Raw genomic sequence first — 18143 nt, 5'->3', positions numbered from 1 at the left:
GCAAAAGCCAGCGCATTTAACAGAAATCAGTTTCAGAGATCAGGAACCAGCAAGGCTGTTCAATTACTTCCGGCGGGTATTTCCCGGATAAACCTTCAGTGCTTCTTCCAACACTTTCAGTGCTTTCCCAAGGTCATCCTTGTTCAGCACATAGGCAATCCGAACCTGGTCTTTTCCATAGCCAGGCGTTGTGTAAAACCCAGAGGCCGGTGCCATAAATATGGTTTGATTTTCGTACTCAAAGTCGCTAAGCAGCCAGCTGCAAAACTTGTCCGAGTCGTCAACCGGCAATTGAGCAACCGTGTAGAAAGCCCCCATCGGAATGGGAGAATAAACGCCCTCGATGCGATTAAGCCCATCAATCAAGAACTTACGGCGGCTCACATATTCATTGTACGAGTCCATCAGGTAAGTCTCTGTTTCTTCCAGTGAGGCTTCGGCAGCAATTTGCCCAATCAAGGGTGGACTCAAGCGTGCCTGACAAAACTTCATCACGTTCTTGCGCACTTCCTCATTTTTGGTGATCAGTGCACCAATGCGCAAGCCACACTCGCTGTAACGCTTCGACACCGAATCAATCAGAATTACATTCTGCTCAATTCCTTCCAGGTGGAAAGCTGAAATATAAGGGGCTCCTGTGTAACAAAACTCCCGGTATACCTCATCCGAAAACAAATACAAATCGTACTTCTTAACCAGGTCACGAATTTTATTCATCTCTTCCTGGGTATACAAGTAGCCGGTTGGGTTATTCGGATTGCAAATCATGATCCCCTTTGTTTTTGGGGTAATCAGCTTTTCAAACTCCTCCAAGGGGGGCAAGGCAAAACCTTCTTCAATCTTAGCCGGAATAGACTTGATCACTGCTCCGGCAACAATGGCAAACGCTTCGTAATTTGCATAGGCTGGCTCCGGAACAATAATCTCATCGCCCGGATCAAGGCAGGACATAAACGCGAAAGTAACCGCTTCACTTCCGCCTGCAGTAATTATTATATCCTCCACATCAACCTGAATAACAAACTTATGATAGTATTTCGCCAACTTTTCGCGCAACGATAAAATTCCCTCACTCGGACTGTACTCCAGAATTTTGCGGTCAATATTCCGGATCGCATCCAACGCTCGCTGCGGCGTGGGCAAATCAGGTTGCCCAATGTTTAAATGATAAACTTTTCGGCCCAGCTTCTTGGCCCGGTCAGAAAGTGGTACAAGCTTGCGGATTGGGGAGTCAGGCATGCTGTTTCCCCGAATTGATGTTGTTGGCATGTTAAATAAACTATTTTTGCTAAGTCGCCAAAGGTACGATTATCAATCCTAAATAAAAACAACCCCTTTCGTTGAAATTTGATATTTTTTCTATCTTTTGAGTGCGACATTGTCAAATCACTGCCAACTGCTAAAACGCGATGCAAGTTGTTGAGCATTCAGCGCGTTTTCTTGTGATTTTGTCATGTTTTTCAAGCAATTAACCATTTACTTTTGAAAATAACAATCACAAACTAAACGATAAAAACATGAAAATTGGCGTACCTAAAGAGATTAAGAATAACGAAAACAGAGTCGCTTTAACTCCTGCCGGAACGGCGGAACTTATTAAATGCGGCCATGAGGTTTATGTGCAAACCACCGCAGGTATTGGCAGCGGATTCTCCGATGAAACTTACCTGACAGCAGGAGCCAAACTACTTCCAACCATTGAAGAGGTTTATGCCATTGCTGAGATGATTATAAAAGTGAAAGAACCCATTGAGCCGGAATACGGACTCATCAAAAAAGGGCAGATTCTCTATACTTATTTCCATTTTGCATCGTCGGAAGTGCTGACACAGGCCATGATTGAACGCGAAGCCGTTTGTCTGGCTTATGAAACCGTGGAACTCAGCGACCATTCGCTCCCGCTGCTCATTCCCATGTCGGAAGTGGCAGGGCGCATGTCGGTGCAGGAAGGTGCGAAATACCTCGAAAAAACATATGGCGGATATGGTGTCTTACTAGGTGGAGTACCCGGAGTAACTCCCGCCAAGGTGCTAATCATTGGCGGCGGAATTGTAGGTACCGAAGCGGCAAAGATGGCTGCCGGACTGGGGGCCGATGTCACCATCATGGACGTCAACCTGAAACGTCTACGCTACCTGGACGACATCATGCCCGCCAACGTCAAAACCATGATGAGCAACGAATTCAACATCCGTGAAATGATTCAATCACACAGCCTCATCATCGGAGCAGTATTAATTCCGGGTGCTAAAGCACCTAAACTAATCACCCGCGACATGCTGTCGACCATGCGCCCTGGCACCGTGATGGTAGACGTTGCTGTAGACCAGGGTGGCTGTTTTGAAACCACCAAACCAACCACCCACGACCATCCTAATTTTGTGATTGATGAAGTCATTCATTACTGTGTCGCCAATATGCCGGGAGCTGTCCCCCGCACCTCAACTCTGGCTCTGACCAATGCCACCCTGTCCAACGCCATTCAGCTGGCTAACAAAGGATGGAGAAAAGCCTGTCAGGACAATCTTCCGTTGCGAAAAGGGCTAAACGTGGTTGAAGGCAAAATTGTGTACAAAGAAGTGGCCGAAGCCTTTGAACTTCCTTACGTTCCGGTAGAAACGGTATTGTAAAAGCAACCAGGTAATCTCATTTTGCAAGGTGGTGCTGGCTTTCAGCATCACCTTTATTTTTGGAACGATCAATCATTTTTGAACCGCCCGCCAATGTTGTTTACCCCGCACATAATCATTCGCAAACAGAAAAGCGAACAGCCCTGTAACCAATTGATTTTTCCATTCATTTTTCTTCCTTTCACACAAACTTTTAAAGCCATACCTTGTTAAACTTAAGTTAACCGTTCTTCGGTTCCAAAAAGAAGAACCGCCCCAAAAACAGAACCTTTGAAAAAACACGTCAACACATTTTTTTTACTTTCTATCACCGACTAATATGCTAAAGAATAAAGATCTTTTAAAAGCCTCTTATAAATTTCACTCGTTTGATGTTTTCGACACCTGCTTGATTCGAACCTGTGGAAAACCACGAATTGTGTTTTACCTGATGGCGCTTGAATTGTATGGCGAAGACGCCCCCGAAGTGCTTATTTACGACTTTGTAAATGCCCGAATCAATGCAGAAAAGAAAGCTCTCGCCGCTCTGAAATCTTCGTCCAGAGAAGATGTTTCCATTCAGGAAATTTACGCTTCGCTGAACGCAGGTATTCTTGAATCCTTTGGCCTTGAACAGTTGATTCACCTGGAACTTTCACTGGAAGAAAAAGTATTGCGTCCAATTCAGTCAACCCGGTCGGCGATTGATTTCTTACACAATCAGGGCAAGTCAGTCTGCTACATATCAGACATGTACCTGCCAGCAAATTTCATAAAAAAACAATTAGTAGAACATGGTTTTTGGAAGGAAGGCGATAAACTTTATGTTTCAAACGAAGTTGGACTGACCAAAGACAGCGGAGCCTTATTTGAGCTAATTGCAAAAAAAGAAAACGTCGGGTTTAAGGAGTGGTTCCATTGCGGAGACGACAAAAAAAACGATCATTTGGTTCCGAAGCGAAAGGGAATTAGCACCAAGCTGTTACGACAAGTTCAGTATACGCGTTATGAGCTGGAATGGATAAAATCGGCAACCTTGTCTGACAATCCGCTGCAAGGGGTGCTAATGGCCGGAATTGCCCGAACGATACGCCTCTGTTCTGAAAACTCGGCCATCACCGATATGGTTTCAGATGTGATTGCGCCTCTTTTTGTGCCCTTTGTTGCCGGGGTTTTGGAAGATGCCCACAAACGTGGAATCAACAAAATTTACTTTTTAGCGCGCGATGCCTACATCTTCCTTCAAATAGCCAAAATGTTTAGTGCCAATTATCCTGACATCCAATTCTCCTATTTGTACGGTTCGCGAAGAACCTTTTATCTGGCTGGAATTGATCAGGGAACAAAAGAAGAATTCAGGCGAATTATGGGTGGGGCTGTTGGACGAACCCCCGTACAAATGATGCGACGCATTAATTTAGATGTCCATTTGCTGAATGACGGCCTGGATGCTTTTGCAATCGACCAAAGTTTTTACGCCCAAAAGCTGAACGAAGGAAACGTGGAGCTTTTCCTGGACTTACTGACTCATAAAAATGTCCTTCCTGAAATTCTTCAGGAAGCCAGAAAACAGCGGGAAATTGCACGTGACTATTTCGACCAGGAAGGCATGCTGGATAAAGATTCATCCATTGCCATTGTTGATTTAGGCTGGACAAGAACCTGCCAGAAATCAATTAATTCCATTCTTGGCGACAAACAGGTTTTCGGCTATTATTTTGGTGTTTTCAAAGACCGTTTGCTTCCTGACGAGGCCGGTGAATACATGGCTGGCTTTTTCCCGGAAGAAATTATATGGTCGGCCAGAGTCGACCGGTCACTGAACAGTGGCTTTGTGGCAGTGGCCGAACAGGTTTTTGCTATGACTACCCATGGAAGCACCATTGCTTACAAAAAGAAAAACGATAAGGTTTATCCGGAATTTGATACCAAAGAAAATTCGGGAAGGTATGCCCAGGAATACATTGATAAACTGTATGAGAACATTGTCTTTTTTGCTAAAGAGTACGCCACGTTTCATTGGTTGATGACCAATGCCAAATCAGCCATAACCTCCTGCGGGCTCAACTCGCTCTACCTGTTTATTGAAAAACCTAAAAGAAGAGAAACCATTATTTTCGACAAATTCAAGGTGGGTAACAACCTCAATGACAATGAAAAAATAATCACCCATTTATCACCCCGCATCCTGTTTCAGTTCCTGAAATCGAAATTCGATTCGAACGAAAAGCCATCCGGGCTTTTATGGATTCAAGGTTCCGTGGCCTATACCTTTGGGCAAGCGGGCTTGCAAGTATTCCACCTGGCCCGAAAACTAAAAGACTGGCTGTCGAAATAAACTCAAAAGGTACATCCTTCTTCTGAATAGCAAAGCTTGAAAGCAGAACCTAAGCACCTCTAGAGGAACTTTTTAGCTTCATCAGATATTGAATTATTTCTGTCAATTATTCTTGCATAAATGTAAAGCATACTTTACCTTTGTTGTCATATAATTGACAACAATGAAGTTGGGAAATCATTTAAAGCGCTGTCGTTTTGATTACGACGACATGTCTCAAGAAGCATTGGCAAACGAAGTTGGCGTAACGCGTCAATCCATTCATTCCATTGAAAAAGGGAAATTTGTACCATCAACGCTGTTAGCTCTAAAAATTGCTAAGTTCTTTCATAAATCTGTTGAAGATATTTTTTTCATCACTGAAGAGTAAGGTTACTTCTAAAAGAAACCAACATGAAAAAGTTTGCGAATACATCAATCTGGACAAGCATACTTTTAAGCAGTATTAATGCAGGCTGGCTAAGCTACAACTCCTTTCAATACTTTAACATTGACCAATGGTTTGATCAACCTGCAGCCTATGTCATGCTGCTATTTATTGGCCTGCTGGTGTTGCTCTTTAGCCATATCACCATCATTCTGTCCGTTATTCTCAATCTAAAAAAGCAGGCAAATTCATTTTTAGCCGGAGTCCTTTTACTCATTATTGGCACGCTCTCATTGATTGCCATACTTCCCCATTGGGGCGCGCTAACCGACATTCTCAAAGAATACCCGCAAGGCTTCCCGATAAATTCAGAACTGAAAGCCATTTGGATTGCACAAAGCCTGCACGGGCTATTTATCGTCTATGCGCTGATTCATTTTATCAGACTCAAAAAGGCGCAAAAATCCAAAAATCAATCCTTAAGTTTAGTGAGTGAACAATTGTTTATCTCCTTAAATGTTGTCGGCATTGTTTGCGGTTTAACAGGACTGTTGCTTGTTACTGCCGAATATTATTTGCGCACAAATCCGCAAACCTACAAATGGATCGTAATTCCATACAGTGTGTTTGTATTTTTACCCTATCTGTTGATTCTTATCGGTTGGTTCATCCATGCTGTTCGCGGACGGCAGTCGGGTTGGTATGATGAAAAACAACGATTTGACATTTACAAGTCGGCCACTGTTACGCTGGTAAGCTCCGTCCCCATCATGCTGGTTTTGTTTTTCAGCAACTTCAACAATATTACAGGAATAATCAGTATGCTTTGGCTGCCATTCTACCTGTTTATCGTCTTGCTCATTTTCTCAATTTCAGCCATGTATAACTTTGCTTCCAATTAATTTACAGAAAGACAATTCTTGTCCGGAATGGCCTAGCCTGCCGGTGCTGGTTTGAATCCGGTTTGTTTTCTGAATTTCCGTGACAAACCAGCACCGGACAGGGGAAGCTAAACTGGCCGGTTGCTAACCTAACTTTATTTCAACAGGTGTTTCATTCAGCAGGTTATCCAGAACAGGACTCCGCTCAGCCATTATGGTTTTCCATTGTGCTAAGGTTGCTTCATCAGCATTGGTCGTTGGGTGCAATTCAACAGCTATCTTTTGATAGCCCGCCCGCTCTTCGGTTGGCATACCAAAAAGCTTCATCGGGTTGAGCTGTCCAGTCACTCTGATTTGAAGATCCGCTAATTCCATATTCAGTTCCTGAGCCACTTTAAAACCCAGAATATGAATACATCCCGTGAGTCCACACAAAATGTATTCAACGGGATTGGGCGCTTTGTCGGTTCCTCCCAAATCTGAAGGTTCGTCGACCAAAACTTTGAAGTTACGCACATTTATTTCTGACTGTGAATTTGATTTCGTTGTAGAGCCTACCGTAAAATCAATTGTGGGAATCTGACTCGTTTCCATATGAAATGTTTTAAAATTGTATTTTTACAAAGCTACCGGTTTACGCACCGCAGCGGAAAGAAGTAGCAGTGTATTAGAAAACACAGGAAGGTGTAATTTTACACCTTGGATTAAGCAAAACAATGAACACAACACATACATCAGGAGAAGCCTGTATTCGGGCACTTCAGGAAGACGAGAAAAAGGAACTTTTAGGAACAGCAAAACAGTTGGATTTTAGGGCCGGAGAGCTGGTCGTGAAAAAAGGAACTCCTGTTCATGGTTTGTATTTACTAAAAACAGGTACGGTTGAGTTAGCTTTGGATGAAGGCCAGACCAAAAAGGTACTGATGCTTCTTTTTCCCGGTGAAATTATCGGGATAAACTGCGCCTATTCAACCAAACATTACAGTTTCTCCGCCAGAGCATTGACGGATTGTTCGGTAGACATCCTCAATTACGAAACCTTTTCCGGTTTGCTCAAACAGAACACGGACTTTGCCATGTTGTTTATTCAATACATTTCAACAGTCAACGAGCACTTTTTAAACTGGCACATGAAACTGACCGAGAAGAACTCGGCAGGAGCCTTGGCCTTTTTGCTGTGCGAATTTGAAAAAAGTTACGGACACCACACCTTCGAACTTCCACTGACACGCAAAGATCTTGCGCGGGTGATTGGTTTCTCCAAAGAAAGTGTTTTGAAAAACTTAGCAGATTTCAGAAAAGAAGGCCTTGTAAAAAGCACAGGCCGCACCATTGAGATATTGGATTCTGTTCGTCTTCAGGATATTTCCAACTACGGATAACGCAGTTTTCACCCCATGTCTTTTTTGAATTAGATAAAAGAAAAACGAATATGATTAACTGGATTTTACTCATTATAGCTGGCTTATTCGAAGTTGCATTTGCTGCCTGCTTAGGCAAGGCAAAAGAAAGCGCTGGCACCGAAGCCGCCTGGTGGTACCTGGGCTTTTTAGTCTGTTTAGCCATCAGCATGTTTTTGTTGGTCAAAGTAACACAAGCGTTGCCCATTGGAACGGCTTACGCGGTGTGGACTGGTATTGGAGCAGTAGGCACCGTACTGGTCGGTATCTTCGTATTTCATGAACCAGCCACCTTTTGGCGCCTGTTTTTTATCAGCACCTTAATCGCCTCCATCATCGGGTTAAAGGTGGTTTCAAGCTAACCGAACACGCTGATTACCGACTAGCATGCGGGAAGCTCCAATTAATTTATTGAACAAAATGCGTACTTTTGCTGAAATTCTGACGCCAGATAACCATGAATGGATTTGACCGCAAAAAACATTGGGAACACATCTATCAAACCAAATCGTCAAATGAAGTCAGTTGGTTTGAATCGGTCCCCCAAACATCGCTGAATTTTTTCAGCCAGTTTCAGGTGCCGCTCACAGCCAAAATTATTGATATCGGAGGTGGCGACAGTTTGCTGGTTGATCACTTACTCGACCGCGGTTATCAGAACCTGACAGTTCTGGACATTTCGGAAGCAGCCATCAACCGGGCAAAAGAACGCCTGCAGGAACGGGCCTCCCTGGTGAAGTGGATTGTAGCCGATGCAGCGACTTTTCAACCAACCGAGCGCTATGACTTTTGGCACGACCGGGCAGCTTTTCATTTTCTGACGCAGGAAGATGAAATAGCCAATTACCTGCAAACAGCTCAGCAGAGCATTAATCCTTCGGGCGTTTTGGTTATTGGTACATTTTCGGAACAAGGCCCCGATAAATGCAGCGGCATTCCCATCAAGCGTTATTCGGAAAAGGCAATGACGGAACGACTGGAAACATTTTTTGAAAAAATAAAATGCATTACAGTAGATCACCAAACACCGTTTAGCTCCGTTCAGAATTTTGTTTTTTGTAGTTTCCGAAAAGTCTAAGCTTTCTCCAATGAACACTGCTTCTGATTCACAAAATAGTTATGATTGTTTTTCAGATAAAAAAAATAAACCCAAATTCCATTTTCGGCCAAGCGGATAGAAAGTATATTTTCAGAAAATGTCGTACTTTAAAGCTTTAAGTTTGGCCTGCGTGTCTTTCACCTTTTTTTTCAGATTAAAATTAGAAACATGGAGCTCCCCCTATTAAAAGATATTGTCATCATCTTTGCCTTGTCGACTTTTGTAAATTTCTTATTTACAAAGATTAAAATACCTACCATTATTGGCTACTTGCTAACAGGGGTGATTACGGGGCCCTATTTTCTGGGTATTGTTGGCTCTAATCACCAGATTGAGCTTTTAGCTGAGATTGGCGTTATTTTACTCATGTTTACCATTGGGTTGGAGTTTTCCATCAATCATTTATTACGAATTCGTAAAATCGTATTTTTTGGCGGCTTCATGCAACTCATCCTCACGGCAGGCATTACCATGCTGGTGGCACGGCTCTATAACCTGAACTGGTCCGGGGCGTTGTTTGTTGGCTTCCTCACCGCTTTAAGCAGTACGGCTGTGGTGCTTAAACTGATGCAGGAACGTTCTGAAATCACCTCCAATTATGGCCGAACCGTATTGGGAATTCTTATTTTCCAAGATATTATTCTGATTCCCTTGTTGCTTTTTACGCCCATGCTCGGAAGTGAGGCCTCCGACGCCAGTTCTCAACTGGTTCCCCTTCTGGGAAAAACAATCATACTGGTTGGCTTGGTTTATGTAGGTAACCGCTGGCTGATGCCCAAAGTGTTGCAGCTGGTAGCCCACACCAAAAACCAGGAGCTGTTCATGATGAGTATCTTCGCCATCTGTCTTTCGGTCGCTTTGCTAACCTCCGAAATGGGCATTTCCCTGGCTTTTGGGGCTTTCCTGGCCGGGCTGATGATTTCAGAATCGGAATACAGTGCTAATGCTTTTGGGCACCTCATTCCGTTTAAAGACACCTTTACCAGCTTTTTCTTTGTCAGTATTGGCTTGCTGCTCGACCTCAGCTTTGTAGCCAACCATCCGCTGCTGGTTTTCTCCACCGTCTTACTCGTTTTATTGATTAAAATGCTGGTTGCGGCAGGAACGGCCTTCGTATTAGGGCATACCTTTCGGGGAACGATTATGGTGGGGCTGGCCCTCTGCCAGGTGGGAGAATTTTCATTCATTCTGGCGCAGTCGGGCTTGAAGTATGAAATCATTCCGGATTACTATTACCAACTGTTTCTGGCTGTTGCCATTATAAGCATGTCGGTAACTCCCCTGTTGATGATGGTTTCGCGTCAAACAGCTGACCTGTTGCTGAAACTTCCCATACCCAAAATTTGGGTGGACGGCTTATTCCCGCTTCCTCAGGTTGAAGTTCCAGAGTTGGAGAACCATGTGGTGTTTGTGGGTAAAGACTCCCGCTCGTTAAACCTATCGGTAATGGCCAACTACCTGAAGATGCCCTACATCTCCATTATTTTTGATCCGGGAATTGTAAAAAAACTACAGGAAAAAGGCGAGATGGTCATTTACGGGGATGCCACCAATGAACCGATTCTGGAAAAAGCCCACATTAAAACGGCTGACATCGCGGTGATTTCTGTTGGAAACCTAATTGTATCCATGTCGATTGTCGACCGGATCCGGCAACTGAATCCACACATTTTCATCATTGTACGCACCAAGAAAGTGGTAGATATTGAAGAATTGTATAAGTTGGGAGCCAACCAGGTTATTCCGGAGGAATTTGAAACAGCCATTGAGCTATTTGAACGAATTCTGAAACAACGACTCGTTCCTCAACGCGAAATCAACCGGGTAACGGCCAAAATACGGGACGAACATTATGGAATTTTCCGAGAGGAAACCGACAAGTCCGATCAGCTTTTCCGGGAATTACCCAACCTGGAAATTATGGCCCTTAAAGTTCGGGAAGGTTCATTTGTGATTGGAAAGTCAATTCGGGAAATTAAGCTTCGTAAAGTCTTCGGCGTAACGCTGGTTGCAATCCTCCGGAAGGATAAGCTGCTGGAGCACCCCGATGGCAATAAGAAGCTGGAGATGGACGATATCGTTTACATCATGGGAAGACCGGAGCAGATCGCCAAGGCCTTTGAGCTGTTTGGCTCGGAAGAGCCTATTCCTGAAATTCAGAAATAACAGCTTAAGTCATTTCCCAAAATCATAGGACCAACGAAGCAATTCTTTTAACTCAGAAGGTCGGAAACCACTTCCGAAATAAGCGAGCAGTGGCAATCGGTGCATAACGTGCTTTCTGAAATCAACTCGTCAATAAATGGCGTTAAACGTTTTTTTCAGCAAGGCTTTTACTTCATCCATGTCCACCTTTTGGCCCAGCTCTTTTTCGATAGAAGTGACACCATAAGTAACAAAGCCACAGGGGTTGATGTAATTGAAATAACGCAGGTCTGTGTTAACATTAAGCGCAAAGCCATGCATGGTCACATACCGGCTGACACGTACGCCCATGGCACATATTTTTCGCGATTTAGCCGGAATCTCAGCATCCAACCAAACGCCGGTTGCTCCTTCCTTCCGGCTACCTTTCAAGCCGTAGTGCGCAATGGTTTCGATGATGGCATCTTCCATTTTTTCAATGTACTCACGCACTCCAATTTTGAAGTATTCCAGGTCAATAATTGGGTAACCAACCAGTTGCCCCGGTCCATGATAGGTAATGTCTCCTCCCCGATCGATCTTATAGTAGGTGGCATCAATTTTTCTCATGAAATCTTCATGAATCAACAGGTTATGCTCATCGCCACTTTTGCCCAGAGTGTAAACATGCGGGTGTTCCACCAGCAAAAAATGATTTTGCTCACTTGGTGCCTTGCTTGCTTTCTTATCGGCCTGCACTTCTTCCAGCAATCTCTCCTGATAATCCCAGCACTCTTTATAGTCTTTCAGACCAACATCTTCATAGTTAAAATCTGCCATTGCATTTCATGTTTCAAAATTCAGTTTTGGCCGAATCAATCCTTTTTAAGCCGTGACATGCTGCTCGGCACGATAGCTTGAGCGCACCAACGGACTGCTTTCGACAAAAGAAAAACCCTTTTCAAGCCCAATTGTTCGGTACTTTTCAAATTGATCGGGCTGAATGTATTCCACCACCGGAATATGATTTTGGGTTGGCGCCAGGTACTGGCCGATGGTCATCACCTTACATCCGGCAGCCAGCAAATCGTCCATGGTTTGCAGCACTTCGACTTCCGTTTCTCCAAGCCCCAGCATGATTCCAGACTTTGGCACGGCATCGCTTTCGGCAATGCCGCTTATCACATCAAGGCTGCGCCGATACCTGGCCGCACTCCGAATAGCAGGCGTGAGGCGTTCCACGGTTTCCATGTTGTGCGAAATAACTTCAGGGCAGGCTGCTGCCACCTGTAAAACCAATTCTTTCTTCCCTTGAAAATCAGGAATCAAAACTTCCAGGCGTGTATCCGGATTCCGTTCTTTGATCGTCCGAATCGTTTCAACCCAAATTGCAGCACCCAAGTCTGGCAAGTCATCACGATCAACTGAGGTGATCACCGCATGTTTCAGCTGCATCAGTTTAATGGATTGCGCCACACGCTGCGGCTCATTGGGATCAGGAGGTAATGGTTTGCCGGTGGTTACCCCACAAAACTTACAGTTGCGGGTACAAATTTCGCCCAAAATCATGAAAGTGGCCGTTCCCCGATTCCAGCATTCTCCAATATTGGGGCAGTTTCCGCTGGTGCAAATGGTATGTAGCTCATGTTTGTTCACCAGGTTTTTCACCTTTGAATAACTTTCCCCCTTGGGTAAGTTCATTTTCATCCACCGCGGCAAACGAGGCCGGGCTTGGCTTGATTCACTCATGTCTTTGGGTAATTTTCGCTCAAAATTAGCGATTTCCTGAAGAGCTGAAAAGCAGAATGCAGAGAAACTCCGGATTTAATAACACAATACCCCATGGATTATTATTTTTGTAAGTAATGAAAGTGAAGGAAATCAAATACGGACTGATCTTAAGCTGTTTCCTGATGCTGCTTGTTCCCGAATCCAGCTTGGGGCAACAACTCAAGATGGATATTAACAAACTGCAGCTAGCCAACCAATACTACCGGAACCAGGAGTTTGACAAGTCCGCTGTTTTGTACTTCGAAATCTATGAAGTGTCGGGCGGTGATCACTATTTCAACATGTTTCTGAACTGTCTGCTGGAACTGAAGGATTACCCACAGGCTGAAAAAGCCATCAAAACGCAACTGAAAAACCGAAAAAATGATCCGTCCCTCTGGGTGCAATGGGGCTATTTGCTTTCCCTGCAAGCCCAAGCCAGAGAGGCCGAACAAAAATTCAAACAGGCTCTGAAGCTCGTACCCAATAATAAGGGCGACTACATTCGTCTGGCCAATGCCTTTTTAAGTCGTCAGGAATACGAGTATGCCCAACAAGTATACCTGCTGGGCAGAGAACGTTTGCCCGAAGAATCCTTTCATTTTGAGTTGGCACGCATTTTCCTGTATCAACGCAACTATGGCCGGATGTTTCAGGAATACCTGGATTTACTGAAAATGGATGAAAGCAACCTGGGGAGAATACAAAGCAGCCTGTTAACCGCTTTCCGGATGGATGTGGACAACTCCCTTCGCAATGAATTTCGAGTAGCTTTGCTGCGGCAGATTCAGCAGGAACCCAAGATAACGAGCTACAATCATTTGCTGATTTGGTTGTTCATTCAGGAAAAAAAGTTTTCCCAAGCTTTACGGCAGTCCATTGCGCTCGACAAACGGATTGGCTCGGGTGATGCGCAAATTGCAAGCCTGGCGCGCATTGCTGCCGGCAATGATGGGATTGAAGAAGCAATCAAAGCTTACGATTACCTGATTGAAAAAGGTTCTTCCGGTGAATTTTACACCAAAGCTCATCAAGGAAAAATGAAAATGCAGTATCAGCAATTTGTGAGCCGGACAAACCAATTCCACGATGCCAGCGAACTCGCCACCCAATTTGAAACGACATTTAAAATCATTGGCTTTCATCCCGAGAACACGTCACTAGTCATTGATTATGCGCACTTTTTGGCTTTCTACCAGCAAAACACAGAGCAAGCCCTGAGCTTAATCGAAAATCAAATGGGCATAAACGGCATCAGCCCTTTGCAGCGCGATCAGTTGAAAAATGAAATGGCTGACATTTATGTATTGAAAGATGACTTATGGGAAGCGGTTTTACTTTATTCGCAGATCATTGACGCAAATAAAAACAATCCGCTGGGAGATGAGGTAAAGTTGAAAAAAGCCAAGCTGGGCTATTACATGGGAAACCTGAGTTGGGCCCAGGCGCAACTGGATGTTTTGAAAGCAAGCACATCGAAGCTGATCGCCAATGATGCCTTGGAACTCTCGGTTTTTATCAGCAACAACACCGCCCTGGACACCACCGAAGCGCCCATGCAGCTTTTTGCCCGGGCAGATTTATACCAATTCAGAAAACAGGATTCGCTGGCATGGGCTGTGCTGGACAGCATTGAAGCCCAATACAACTATCACAGTCTGCTGGATGATCTGTATTTCAGAAAGGCCAGCATGTTGATGGAACGGGGCGATTTTGAACAAGCTGCCGGCTTGCTGGAACAAATTACTACAGAATTTGCCTACGACCTGCTCGGTGATGATGCGATGTTTTTGTTGGCTGAACTGTATGAGGAACACTTAAACCGGGCGAGCGATGCTGCGGCACTTTACAAACAAATGCTTGTTCAGTATCCCGGCAGTATTTATTTGGAAGATGCCCGCGAGCGTTACCGCCGCCTGCGCGGCGATGTGTCAGTTTCGAAAGAAACGCTTTTGATGGAGGGACAGGAACTCAACTAATCCAGCTTGGGACTTGTTTTTAAAAGCAAGTCGGATTATTGGTTTGTTTTTCTGGACGGGGCGTAATAATTTTTGGCATCTTTGTTCTGCAAGGGTACAACTTGCAAAATCCGGTTGCCTTTTATCAACAAAAGACATCATCTTATGAGAATTGTAAAAATCAAGCGTTTGCTAAGCGTCTTTCTGGTCGTTGCGCTGCTTCTGGGGCTATCTTGTACCAAGGAAAATGCCATACTGGAAATAGAACCGGTTGAGAAGCTGACAACTGAAAACAGCAAAACGTTTATTTATGATATTTTTCAGGACTGGTATTTTTGGTTAGACCAACTTCCTGAACTTGATCCAAACAGTTTCAGCTCCAACGAAAGCTTGATTGACGCCTTGGTTTACAAGGAACTTGACCGCTGGAGTTTTGTAACCGACCTCGATGCTTATCGGGCTCTTTTTGAAGAAGCGCAAACCAAAGGATTTGGCGTGGGTATGGCCCTTACGGCCGATAACCGGTTAATGGTCCGTTTCACCTACAAAAACTCCCCCATGGGCCTGGCTGGCGTTGAGCGCGGCTGGGAATTTCTGAAAATAAATGATGTACCGATTGCTAATATTTCCAACCTGGGAGCTGCTTTTGATACCGATGCCCCCATTACATTTACCTTTGCGACCCCTGATAACCGCACTGTTTCTCACACGATGAGCCGGACCGATTATAAAATAAATACCGTCCTGCATCGCAGTATTCAGGAAACAGCCGGAAAGAAAGTGGGCTACCTGGTTTTTGAAAGCTTCTTGAGTCCCTCCGAAGAAGAATTGAACGAGGCATTTACGTTTTTTAATGCTGAGGGGATTGACGAACTGGTTGTCGATTTGCGCTATAACGGTGGCGGCGATTCAGGAATTGCCTTTCTTCTGCAAGAATTAATAGGCGGATCTGCCGTTGAAGATAAACTCCTGGGGAAGGTTATTTACAATGAAAAGCACAGCGACGACAATTTCAATTTCGGCACCCGTGGCAACGACTTATCGGTTGATGTTGACCGACTCTTCTTTATTACGACCGATGCATCGGCCTCTGCCAGCGAAATGGTGATCAATGGCATGTTTCCTTACAAAGAAGTGATAATCATCGGCTCAAGAACATACGGCAAACCGGTAGGCATGAATATTTTCGAATCCGAAGAATATAACATGGCCCTGGCACCGGTTACCTTAAAAATACTCAACGCCAACAACGAAGGCGACTACTTTAATGGCATTCCGGTCAACTATGAAGTGGCCGACGACATTTTTCATGGCTGGGGGACCCCGGCGGAAGCCTGTTTAAAAACAGCACTCGATATTATTGCAGGCAACGAGATCATCGCACTCAAATCAACACAAACACAACCGCAAGGCTTACCACTTAAACGTGGGTTGCAAGAAATTACAGGAGCTTATTAATGGGAGTTACATCGAAACGGATTTTAGGAATTGACCCGGGAACAGTGGTCATGGGGTATGCTTTAATTGAAATTGTAAATAAAAAGCCTGTAATTCTTCAAACCGGAGTGGTTAAAACCGGAAAATTCAAGGATCACTACCTGCGTTTAAAGCAAATCTTTATTCGTACGCGACATCTGATTGATGAATATTTGCCGGATGAACTGGCCATTGAATCTCCCTTCTTTGGGAAAGACATTCAGGCCATGTTGAAGTTGGGACGAGCACAAGGCATTGTGATGGGCATTGCGCTGGAAAAAGACATTCCGGTGTTTGAGTACGCGCCGCTTCGGGTAAAGCAAGCGATTACCGGAATGGGACGGGCCTCGAAAGAGCAGGTCGCTTTTTTCCTGAAGAATATGTTTAAAGAAAATGACCTGCCCGACGAACTGGATGCAACCGATGCCTTAGCGGTGGCTGTTTGCCATTACCTTCAACTGAACAGCCCGACAAAAGGAAAATCATACAAAGGCTGGGGCGATTTTGTCAAAAAGAATCCCGGTCGGATAAAATAACGCAGCTGCCATTAGTTCTTGTTTTCAACCATTTTTCTTCCAATGTGGCTTCTACTTCGGGACAAAAAAAAGCCATTCTGAAAACAGAATGGCAGTACAATCTTTTTAATTGATTCTTTCAATCAATTTCTTTTGCAATTTTTTCCCGGAGGGCTTCAAACTCTTCCGGAGTCATTGTCACTTTTTCTGAAAAATGAAGCAAATCCTTCTCGGATTGCATCGGCACCAGGTGGATATGAGCGTGCGGCACTTCGAGGCCCAACACCATCACACCTATTTTTTGGCAAGGAATTGCTTTTTTCAGACCAATAGCTACTTTCTTGGCGAATTGATTTAGCCCGATGTAGGTGTTATCATCCAGATCAAATAAGTAATCCACCTCTTTCTTGGGGATTACCAGAGTGTGTCCTTTGGCGGTTGGAAAAATATCCAAAAACGCTAAATAGTTTTCATCCTCAGCTACTTTATAGGCTGGGATTTCTCCTGAAATGATTTTTGTAAACAGGCTTGCCATAGCTTAAAGTGCAATGTCAATAATTTCGAACGGAATGATACCTGATGGTACTTGAATGTCAACAACATCGCCCACCTTTTTGCCCAGTAATCCTTTAGCAATTGGTGTTTCAATGGAGATTTTTCCTGATTTCAAGTCTGCTTCATGCTCCGACACGATGGTGTACTGCATGATGGCATTATTTTTCTTGTTCTTGATGGTTACTTTGTTCAGAATCTGCACGGCTGACGTATCAATTTTTGATTCATCAATAATACGCGCATTGGCAATCTTGCCTCGGAGCTGGGCAATTTTTGCCTCCAGCATACCTTGGGCATCTTTGGCCGCATCGTATTCTGCATTTTCCGAAATATCACCTTTTTCAATAGCTTCCCCAATTTGCTTTGAAATTGCAGGACGCTCAACAGTCATGAGGTGTTCGAGTTCTTTTTTTAATTTATTCAAGCCCTCTTGAGTAATAAAGGTCACTTTTCCCATTGTTATTCACTTTTTTAGTGTGACTACATAAAAAGAAAAAAGAATTCCGAACGAGCGGAACTCTTTAGCTATGCAAAGCTATATAAAATATTTGGTATTTACGAGCACTCCGACCCGAAATAGGCCGTAAAAACCTATCAACTAAAACGTTCTAGTACTTTCTATTCAGAATTTCAGCATAAACAACTGCCTTTCGCAGTGAAAAATCATTCAAAATTGAGTCCTTCTCGGCATCGGGGTCCAATTCATCGGTGATGGGACCCGAAGCAATTTTACTTCGATGAATCGCATCTCCGATTTCCGATTTTTTCAATGTTGTCGGCCGTAATGTAGGACGTTCAATCCTTTCCACCTTCATCTTTGGCGGAGTCACTGTTTTGGGTTGCTCAACCACCACCGGCTGCGGTTTGGGTTTTGGCTTAGGCTCATCTCTAAAAACAGGATCATCAAAAACATGTTCAAAAAAAGATGGCTGATGATCATCTGTTTCTTCCTCTTCTTGCATTTGGGCCATCTTCTTCTTTTTGTTCATAGCCCCAAAGATGGAAAGCACGATGGCGATAAGTATAAATATATAATCTTCCATTTTCTTTT

At 44.1% G+C, this 18143-nt stretch carries 18 protein-coding genes; 11 read left to right on the top strand and 7 right to left on the bottom strand.

Features of this window, described 5'->3' with window-relative positions:
• Positions 1 to 63 precede the first annotated feature (63 nt).
• Positions 64 to 1269, bottom strand: a complete 1206-nt coding sequence (locus tag ACRD6K_RS11035; protein ID WP_299582440.1) for a pyridoxal phosphate-dependent aminotransferase — start codon at positions 1267 to 1269, stop codon at positions 64 to 66.
• A gap of 248 nt (positions 1270 to 1517) precedes the next feature.
• Here ACRD6K_RS11035 and ald point away from each other — a divergent pair, with 248 nt between their 5' ends.
• From ald to ACRD6K_RS11015, 4 genes are all read left to right on the top strand, one after another.
• A complete protein-coding gene (ald, locus tag ACRD6K_RS11030; protein WP_430973298.1) occupies positions 1518 to 2630 on the top strand; it encodes an alanine dehydrogenase in 1113 nt (370 codons plus the stop codon).
• A 319-nt stretch (positions 2631 to 2949) separates the two neighbouring features.
• The gene (locus tag ACRD6K_RS11025) at positions 2950 to 4947 is read left to right on the top strand and encodes an HAD family hydrolase (RefSeq protein WP_430973297.1); all 1998 of its coding nucleotides are present in this window, start codon (positions 2950 to 2952) and stop codon (positions 4945 to 4947) included.
• 163 nt (positions 4948 to 5110) lie between these two features.
• The gene (locus ACRD6K_RS11020; RefSeq protein ID WP_299582449.1) at positions 5111 to 5317 is read left to right on the top strand and encodes a helix-turn-helix transcriptional regulator; all 207 of its coding nucleotides are present in this window, start codon (positions 5111 to 5113) and stop codon (positions 5315 to 5317) included.
• A gap of 23 nt (positions 5318 to 5340) precedes the next feature.
• Complete coding sequence (locus ACRD6K_RS11015) at positions 5341 to 6216, top strand: hypothetical protein (protein ID WP_430973296.1); 876 nt, start codon at positions 5341 to 5343, stop codon at positions 6214 to 6216.
• Between the two features lie 123 nt (positions 6217 to 6339).
• Here the strand turns inward: ACRD6K_RS11015 and ACRD6K_RS11010 are convergent, their stop codons facing one another.
• Positions 6340 to 6789: an OsmC family protein gene (locus tag ACRD6K_RS11010; protein WP_430973295.1), complete on the bottom strand. Its 450-nt coding sequence runs from the start codon at positions 6787 to 6789 to the stop codon at positions 6340 to 6342.
• A gap of 122 nt (positions 6790 to 6911) precedes the next feature.
• Here ACRD6K_RS11010 and ACRD6K_RS11005 point away from each other — a divergent pair, with 122 nt between their 5' ends.
• From ACRD6K_RS11005 to ACRD6K_RS10990, 4 genes are all read left to right on the top strand, one after another.
• Positions 6912 to 7577: a Crp/Fnr family transcriptional regulator gene (locus ACRD6K_RS11005; protein WP_430973294.1), complete on the top strand. Its 666-nt coding sequence runs from the start codon at positions 6912 to 6914 to the stop codon at positions 7575 to 7577.
• Between the two features lie 50 nt (positions 7578 to 7627).
• Positions 7628 to 7957 (top strand): DMT family transporter, encoded by a 330-nt coding sequence (locus tag ACRD6K_RS11000; protein ID WP_430973293.1) that lies wholly within the window; start codon positions 7628 to 7630, stop codon positions 7955 to 7957.
• A 95-nt stretch (positions 7958 to 8052) separates the two neighbouring features.
• A complete protein-coding gene (locus tag ACRD6K_RS10995) occupies positions 8053 to 8673 on the top strand; it encodes a class I SAM-dependent methyltransferase (RefSeq protein ID WP_430973292.1) in 621 nt (206 codons plus the stop codon).
• A 189-nt stretch (positions 8674 to 8862) separates the two neighbouring features.
• A complete protein-coding gene (locus tag ACRD6K_RS10990) occupies positions 8863 to 10860 on the top strand; it encodes a monovalent cation:proton antiporter family protein (protein ID WP_299582467.1) in 1998 nt (665 codons plus the stop codon).
• A 129-nt stretch (positions 10861 to 10989) separates the two neighbouring features.
• On the opposite strand, the gene lipB is transcribed toward ACRD6K_RS10990, so the two are convergent.
• Together lipB and lipA are read right to left on the bottom strand one after the other, a co-directional pair.
• Positions 10990 to 11658 carry a lipoyl(octanoyl) transferase LipB gene (lipB, locus tag ACRD6K_RS10985; protein ID WP_430973291.1) on the bottom strand — a complete coding sequence of 223 codons (669 nt, stop codon included), beginning with the start codon at positions 11656 to 11658 and terminating at the stop codon, positions 10990 to 10992.
• A gap of 45 nt (positions 11659 to 11703) precedes the next feature.
• A complete protein-coding gene (gene lipA / locus ACRD6K_RS10980; RefSeq protein WP_430973290.1) occupies positions 11704 to 12567 on the bottom strand; it encodes a lipoyl synthase in 864 nt (287 codons plus the stop codon).
• Positions 12568 to 12683: 116 nt separating this feature from the next.
• Between lipA and ACRD6K_RS10975 the strand changes: the two genes are divergently transcribed.
• The 3 genes from ACRD6K_RS10975 (at position 12684) to ruvC (ending at position 16558) form a co-directional block, all read left to right on the top strand.
• On the top strand, positions 12684 to 14567 hold the full coding sequence (locus ACRD6K_RS10975; RefSeq protein WP_430973289.1) for a hypothetical protein: 1884 nt from the start codon (positions 12684 to 12686) through the stop codon (positions 14565 to 14567).
• Positions 14568 to 14711: 144 nt separating this feature from the next.
• Positions 14712 to 16004: a S41 family peptidase gene (locus ACRD6K_RS10970; protein ID WP_430973288.1), complete on the top strand. Its 1293-nt coding sequence runs from the start codon at positions 14712 to 14714 to the stop codon at positions 16002 to 16004.
• Positions 16004 to 16558, top strand: coding sequence for a crossover junction endodeoxyribonuclease RuvC (gene ruvC / locus ACRD6K_RS10965; RefSeq protein WP_299582482.1), 555 nt, complete (start codon positions 16004 to 16006; stop codon positions 16556 to 16558). Before ACRD6K_RS10970 ends, ruvC begins: the two co-directional genes overlap by 1 nt.
• 118 nt (positions 16559 to 16676) lie before the next feature.
• Here the strand turns inward: ruvC and ACRD6K_RS10960 are convergent, their stop codons facing one another.
• The 3 genes from ACRD6K_RS10960 to ACRD6K_RS10950 all read right to left on the bottom strand — a co-directional run bounded on the left by ACRD6K_RS10960 (position 16677) and on the right by ACRD6K_RS10950 (position 18135).
• Positions 16677 to 17072: an HIT family protein gene (locus ACRD6K_RS10960; RefSeq protein WP_299582485.1), complete on the bottom strand. Its 396-nt coding sequence runs from the start codon at positions 17070 to 17072 to the stop codon at positions 16677 to 16679.
• 3 nt (positions 17073 to 17075) lie between these two features.
• The gene (gene greA, locus ACRD6K_RS10955; RefSeq protein ID WP_299582488.1) at positions 17076 to 17549 is read right to left on the bottom strand and encodes a transcription elongation factor GreA; all 474 of its coding nucleotides are present in this window, start codon (positions 17547 to 17549) and stop codon (positions 17076 to 17078) included.
• A gap of 151 nt (positions 17550 to 17700) precedes the next feature.
• Positions 17701 to 18135, bottom strand: coding sequence for a hypothetical protein (locus ACRD6K_RS10950; RefSeq protein ID WP_430973287.1), 435 nt, complete (start codon positions 18133 to 18135; stop codon positions 17701 to 17703).
• Between the last annotated feature and the right edge of the window lie 8 nt (positions 18136 to 18143).

Source organism: Sunxiuqinia rutila, assembly GCF_050589705.1.
GTDB classification, from domain to species: domain Bacteria; phylum Bacteroidota; class Bacteroidia; order Bacteroidales; family Prolixibacteraceae; genus Sunxiuqinia; species Sunxiuqinia rutila.
Note: the sequence above shows the minus strand (reverse complement) of the source record. Positions and strands in the feature narration are given on the sequence as shown.

What these genes read in the sequence shown, in the direction of transcription:
- ruvC (WP_299582482.1), top strand. Translation starts at nt 16,004, where the DNA reads ATGGGAGTTACATCGAAACGGATTTTAGGAATTGACCCGGGAACAGTG.
- ACRD6K_RS11020 (WP_299582449.1), top strand. Translation starts at nt 5,111, where the DNA reads ATGAAGTTGGGAAATCATTTAAAGCGCTGTCGTTTTGATTACGACGAC.
- ACRD6K_RS11035 (WP_299582440.1), bottom strand. Translation starts at nt 1,269, where the DNA reads ATGCCAACAACATCAATTCGGGGAAACAGCATGCCTGACTCCCCAATC.
- ACRD6K_RS10950 (WP_430973287.1), bottom strand. Translation starts at nt 18,135, where the DNA reads ATGGAAGATTATATATTTATACTTATCGCCATCGTGCTTTCCATCTTT.
- ACRD6K_RS11015 (WP_430973296.1), top strand. Translation starts at nt 5,341, where the DNA reads ATGAAAAAGTTTGCGAATACATCAATCTGGACAAGCATACTTTTAAGC.
- ACRD6K_RS10990 (WP_299582467.1), top strand. Translation starts at nt 8,863, where the DNA reads ATGGAGCTCCCCCTATTAAAAGATATTGTCATCATCTTTGCCTTGTCG.
- ACRD6K_RS10995 (WP_430973292.1), top strand. Translation starts at nt 8,053, where the DNA reads ATGAATGGATTTGACCGCAAAAAACATTGGGAACACATCTATCAAACC.
- lipB (WP_430973291.1), bottom strand. Translation starts at nt 11,658, where the DNA reads ATGGCAGATTTTAACTATGAAGATGTTGGTCTGAAAGACTATAAAGAG.
- ACRD6K_RS11000 (WP_430973293.1), top strand. Translation starts at nt 7,628, where the DNA reads ATGATTAACTGGATTTTACTCATTATAGCTGGCTTATTCGAAGTTGCA.
- lipA (WP_430973290.1), bottom strand. Translation starts at nt 12,567, where the DNA reads ATGAGTGAATCAAGCCAAGCCCGGCCTCGTTTGCCGCGGTGGATGAAA.
- ACRD6K_RS10960 (WP_299582485.1), bottom strand. Translation starts at nt 17,072, where the DNA reads ATGGCAAGCCTGTTTACAAAAATCATTTCAGGAGAAATCCCAGCCTAT.
- ACRD6K_RS10975 (WP_430973289.1), top strand. Translation starts at nt 12,684, where the DNA reads ATGAAAGTGAAGGAAATCAAATACGGACTGATCTTAAGCTGTTTCCTG.
- ald (WP_430973298.1), top strand. Translation starts at nt 1,518, where the DNA reads ATGAAAATTGGCGTACCTAAAGAGATTAAGAATAACGAAAACAGAGTC.
- ACRD6K_RS11010 (WP_430973295.1), bottom strand. Translation starts at nt 6,789, where the DNA reads ATGGAAACGAGTCAGATTCCCACAATTGATTTTACGGTAGGCTCTACA.
- ACRD6K_RS11025 (WP_430973297.1), top strand. Translation starts at nt 2,950, where the DNA reads ATGCTAAAGAATAAAGATCTTTTAAAAGCCTCTTATAAATTTCACTCG.
- ACRD6K_RS10970 (WP_430973288.1), top strand. Translation starts at nt 14,712, where the DNA reads ATGAGAATTGTAAAAATCAAGCGTTTGCTAAGCGTCTTTCTGGTCGTT.
- ACRD6K_RS11005 (WP_430973294.1), top strand. Translation starts at nt 6,912, where the DNA reads ATGAACACAACACATACATCAGGAGAAGCCTGTATTCGGGCACTTCAG.
- greA (WP_299582488.1), bottom strand. Translation starts at nt 17,549, where the DNA reads ATGGGAAAAGTGACCTTTATTACTCAAGAGGGCTTGAATAAATTAAAA.